This is a genomic window from Microcoleus sp. CAWBG27, assembly GCF_020883145.1.
Lineage (GTDB): Bacteria > Cyanobacteriota > Cyanobacteriia > Cyanobacteriales > Microcoleaceae > Microcoleus.
The window spans coordinates 1-5,143 of the sequence record NZ_JAHREU010000134.1 but is presented as its reverse complement, the minus strand read 5'-3'; the positions used below and the strand labels follow the sequence as shown (position 1 = coordinate 5,143).

Sequence of the window (5,143 nt, the reverse complement as noted above, 5' to 3'; positions counted from 1 at the left end):
GTGAAAGTCTTACCTCATGAGTTAAAACAGTATTTGCCCTCATGGCAACGTTCTGAAACTTTACCAAAATGGGATATCACAATTATCCCATTGTGACTGGTATTTTATTTATCCGCGAGTCCCTAAGGGGGATTTAGGGGGATCTGGCCTAGTCTATAAACGAAAGATACAAAAGTTTTCTCGGTTAAGTTGACACCAATAACTTTATAGCCTGTTTCACCCAAAATTAATCTTCTTGTTTCCCAGAAAGCCTGGTAATTTAAAATTATGAAACAACTAAGTAGAATCACTCTGAATCCAGAAGTAATGGGAGGAAAACCCTGCATTCGCGGCTTGCGAGTCACTGTTGGAACAATAGTCGGACTGATGGCATCGGCACACTCACCGTCAGGCATTTTGCAAGCCTATCCCTACCTGGAAGAAGCAGATATATATGAAGCGCTTGCATATGCAGCGTGGCGAGTTAAAGAAGTAGAAATTCCTATCAAAATAGCGTTATTCAAAAATTAAAAACAGGCTTTCTGGCCTGTTCCACAAAAATTAATCTGCTTGTGGAACAGGCCAGAAAGCCTGTTATTCAGAGAGCATCTCACTTTTGCAAAAAAACAATTTCTTTACAGTGCGAGCGTCCCCGCTCGCGAGTGTTGGATAGATCGCGAGCGGGGACAGCACTATAAAATCAAAACAGAGATGCTCCCGTTATTCAAAATAGTCAAGCCTGCTGCTTAATATTACTAATTGCCCATCGTGCGACTGGTGTAAGCATCCATGCTGTAGGCGGGAACGCGAACAGTGTAATCGATTTCTGTTCCAGTCACCGATTTTGCCAGTTGTTCAAAAGATTGATTGCTCCAATTGCGATCGTGAATTGGCTTGGACTGTTCGCCCAAAAAATATGCTTGAGTGCCAATTAAAGATGCTGCGACCCAACCGACGACCAAAAGAGCGATTACAATAGTCATTTTTGCTATTTCCTTAAACTTTTGTTGCTTTATGTAAATAAATGTAACAAAAATTTGCAAACAGCGTCAAGGCAGTGTATTGTCGTGCCAACCGTCCGGTAGGTAGTAAAAACCGTCGCTCCGACGGCCGCCGGAGAGGGTTCGAGGGGGAAACGGGACACGGGGAAAGGATTTGACGAGTATATATAGCCTTTCTCAGATAGATCAGGTACTGATGGGGATTGGGCATTGGGCATTGGGCATTAGTGGGGATACCTCACCACGCTTGAGAACCGGTATAAGTATGTAGGGCGTGCACCGCCAACCACGGGCCTGTAATGTGGCGATCGAGATCCGAATTGTGAACTGTATCCGCAATAACAAATAAGATTGTTGATTTTATTTAGTTAAGATCTTATAAGTTTTGCGTTCATAAATTACGATTAAAACTCTACCACTGGCATGACGAATCGCGATAGAATTATGCGTTATGATTTATCAGTTTGGATTTTTCACTAACAAATCCAAATTACCAAATCCAAATTACCAAATCCAAATTACCATTCTCCCATAAAAATTATGCCAAACTCAATGTTAAATAACGATCCCTTGTGGTTCAAAGACGCCATCATTTACGAAGTACCAATTCGCGCTTTTGCAGACAGCAATGCCGACGGCATCGGCGACTTTCGGGGACTCACAGAAAAACTGGATTACCTGCAAAACTTGGGAGTAACAGCAATTTGGGTACTGCCATTTTTTCCCTCGCCGCTCCGAGACGACGGCTACGATACATCTCACTATACGACCGTCAACCCGATTTACGGCACGTTAGACGACTTTAAAGAGCTTTTAGAAGCAGCGCACCAGCGCGGAATTCGAGTTATTATTGAGTTAATTGTCAACCATACTTCCGACCAGCACGCATGGTTTCAGCGAGCGCGGCGCGCCCCGAAAGGCAGTAATGAAAGAGATTTTTATGTGTGGAGCGATACACCGGAAAAATATCAAGATGCTCGGATTATTTTTCAAGATTTTGAAACTTCTAATTGGGCTTGGGATGGGGTAGCAAAAGCTTATTACTGGCACCGTTTTTATTCTCACCAACCAGATTTAAATTACGACAATCCCGCCGTCCGCCAAGCCATCTTAGATGTGGTAGATTTTTGGTTGGAACTGGGAGTAGATGGACTGCGAATGGATGCCGTGCCTTATCTGTACGAGCGGGAAGGTACTAACTGCGAAAACCTGCCAGAAACTCACGTATTTCTCAAGCATTTGCGGCAGCACGTAGATGAGAAATTCCCGAACCGGATGCTGCTTGCTGAGGCGAATCAGTGGCCGGAGGATGCGGTTGAATATTACTCGGGTGGCGATGAATGTCACATGAACTTTCATTTCCCGCTGATGCCGCGTTTATTTATGGCTTTGCACATGGAAGATAGCTTCCCAATTAGCGATATTCTCCAGCAAACTCCGCAGATTCCTAATAATTGTCAGTGGGCATTGTTTTTGCGGAATCATGATGAATTGACGCTGGAAATGGTGAGCGATGAAGACCGAGATTATATGTATCGGGTTTACGCTCAAGATACTCAGGCGAGAATTAATTTGGGTATCCGCCGCCGCTTGGCTCCGCTGATGGGAAATAACCGCCGCCGCATTGAGTTGATGAATGCTTTGCTGCTGTCTCTTCCTGGTACGCCGGTGCTTTACTACGGCGATGAGATTGGGATGGGTGATAATATCTATTTGGGCGATCGCAACGGGGTGAGAACTCCGATGCAGTGGAGTAGCGATCGCAATGCCGGTTTCAGCCGCGCTAACCCGCAGCGACTGTACGCGCCGCCAATAGTTGACCCTGAATATCACTACGAATCTGTTAACGTGGAAGCGCAGCGGGCGAATCCCAGTTCACTTTGGTGGTGGATGAAACGCTTGATTGCTGTGCGCCAGCGCTTCCAAGCATTCGGCCGCGGCACTTGCGAGTTTCTGTACCCAGAAAACCGCAAAGTTTTAGCTTTTGTTCGCACTTATCAAGACGAACACATCCTCGTAGTCGCTAATTTGTCGCGCTTCGTGCAGACGGCAGAATTAGACCTTTCTCCGTTTAAAGGTGCTGTGCCGGTGGAGATTTTCGGGCGCGCTGAGTTTCCACCTGTTGGCGAATCACCTTACTTTTTGAGTTTGAGTCCTCACACATTTTACTGGTTTACTCTTACTCCTAAACCCGAAGAATTTTCGCTGCACGGTTTTAAGACAAACTTGCCTAGTTTGGCGGTAATCGGCAATTGGAAAACCGCTTTTGTAACAAGTCAATTAAGCGAGATGCTACTCTCTCTTTTACCAAACTATTTACGCAGCAATCGGTGGTTCATTGGGGCAGATAGAACGATTCAATCGTTGGAAATTAGTGAAATTGTTCCTATAGAATGTCAGAATAGTGCGGGGGAAGAATCTACAGTTTACATTCTGTTTTTGCTGTTGAATTATACAGAAGGTATGCCGGAAACTTACGTTTTGCCTGTAGGTTGGGAAGAAATGAAAGGCGATGCGGACGATCGCGCGATCGCGCGCCTGCACTTCCCTGAAAACAACGAAGTCGGGGTGCTATTTGATGCTGCTGGGGACAAAGGCCTGCTGACCGCGCTCCTGAGGGCGATCGGCAATTCTCGCAGTTACCAAGGTACAGCAGGTCAACTCCTAGGAATTGCCGATAAGATATTCAACTCAGACCAAGATTTATCGCAGCTAGAACCTCACCTGTTCAAAAAAGAACAAAGCAATACATCCGCAGCTTACGGCGATCGCTACGTGCTAAAAATATTGCGAAAAGTTGAAGAAGGAATTAACCCCGAATTAGAAATCGGACGCTTTTTAACCGATCGCAACCCAATCCAACACTACGCTCCAATTGCTGGAGCCTTGGAATATCACACAGCCGAAAAACAAGTAATTACAGTCGGAATACTGCAAAAACTAATCCCCGACAGCAGAGATGCTTGGTCTTATACATTAGACACGCTGCGCGACTATTTCGAGCAAGTAATGACAGTAGAAGCCAAGCATTTAGGCGATAATTTATCTACAGCCCCCGAAAACTATTTACCCAGCGCTTTGACCGGACAAATGCGACAGTCAAACTCGCTAGTAGTGGATTTATCTCTAGAAATTCCCGCCTTAGCTCGCGAACTAATCGGCTCTTACTTAGCATCAGCCGAACTTTTAGGTCAGCGGACAGCGGAACTTCACCTCGCTTTAGCTTCAGACACCGAAAATCCCGCTTTTGCTCCAGAAAACTTCACCTCATTTTACCAGCGTTCGATCTACCAACACATGAGAAATATGGCAGGAAGAACTTTGCTGCTGCTGAAAAAGCGGCTGTCAAAACTGCCGCCAGAAGCGCATAAACTAGCACAAAATCTCCTAAACCGGGAAGAGTTGCTGATGGAACGTTTCAAGTCTATTTTGAACTTGAGAATCACGGCGGATCGAATTCGCTGTCACGGGGACTTCCATTTCGGACAAGTTCTTTATACAGGTAAAGACTTCGTAATTATTGATTTCGGAGGAGAACGGAATCGACCGTTAAGCGAGCGGCGGATGAAAAGATCGCCCCTGCGAGATGTGGCGGGAATGCTACAATCTTTCAATTATGCTGTTACTTTGGCACTGCGAAATGAAGTTGAAAGCGGTATGATCCGCCCTGAAAATCTTCCGGAGATGCAGCAGTGGGCGAATGTTTGGCACCGCTGGGTCAGCCTCACTTTTCTTAACAGCTATTTGGTAACAGCAGCCGATGCCAGTTTCTTGCCAAAATCGATACCGGAACTACAAGTTTTGCTGGATGCTTACATTTTGGAAAAAGGGGTTGCTGAGCTAGCCTACGAACTCAATTACCGCTTGGATTGGGCGGAAATTCCGCTGAAGCGGATTGTGGAATTGTTGAAATTTAATGGCAAGCCGTAGTTGATTTTTAAGTAGTGAGTAGGGTGCTTGTGGCGCACCTTACATTAACTCGTTTCCTCAAAGGTTTGTAGTGAGGACTTCAGTCCTTCTTATTGCGGACTGAAGTCCGGGAGCATCCCGGTTATGTAAATATCGGAATAACAATAGTCCGGACAGTTTTCAATGACCAACGGTAGAATGGGGGTTCTGGGTTCCAGCCTCTGTGAAATATTAACGGTAGAATGAGGCTTTGG

General features: G+C 45.6%; 3 protein-coding genes. 2 read left to right on the top strand and 1 reads right to left on the bottom strand.

What is annotated here, in order from left to right; all coding sequences use genetic code 11:
• The first annotated feature begins 267 nt into the window (after window positions 1-267).
• Window positions 268-510, top strand: coding sequence for a DUF433 domain-containing protein (locus QZ938_RS32705; RefSeq protein ID WP_293356463.1), 243 nt, complete (start codon window positions 268-270; stop codon window positions 508-510).
• Between the two features lie 224 nt (window positions 511-734).
• Here the strand turns inward: QZ938_RS32705 and QZ938_RS32700 are convergent, their stop codons facing one another.
• Window positions 735-962, bottom strand: coding sequence for a hypothetical protein (locus QZ938_RS32700; protein WP_293356466.1), 228 nt, complete (start codon window positions 960-962; stop codon window positions 735-737).
• A 570-nt stretch (window positions 963-1,532) separates the two neighbouring features.
• Between QZ938_RS32700 and treS the strand changes: the two genes are divergently transcribed.
• The gene (gene treS, locus QZ938_RS32695) at window positions 1,533-4,910 is read left to right on the top strand and encodes a maltose alpha-D-glucosyltransferase (protein WP_366863740.1); all 3,378 of its coding nucleotides are present in this window, start codon (window positions 1,533-1,535) and stop codon (window positions 4,908-4,910) included.
• Window positions 4,911-5,143 lie beyond the last annotated feature (233 nt).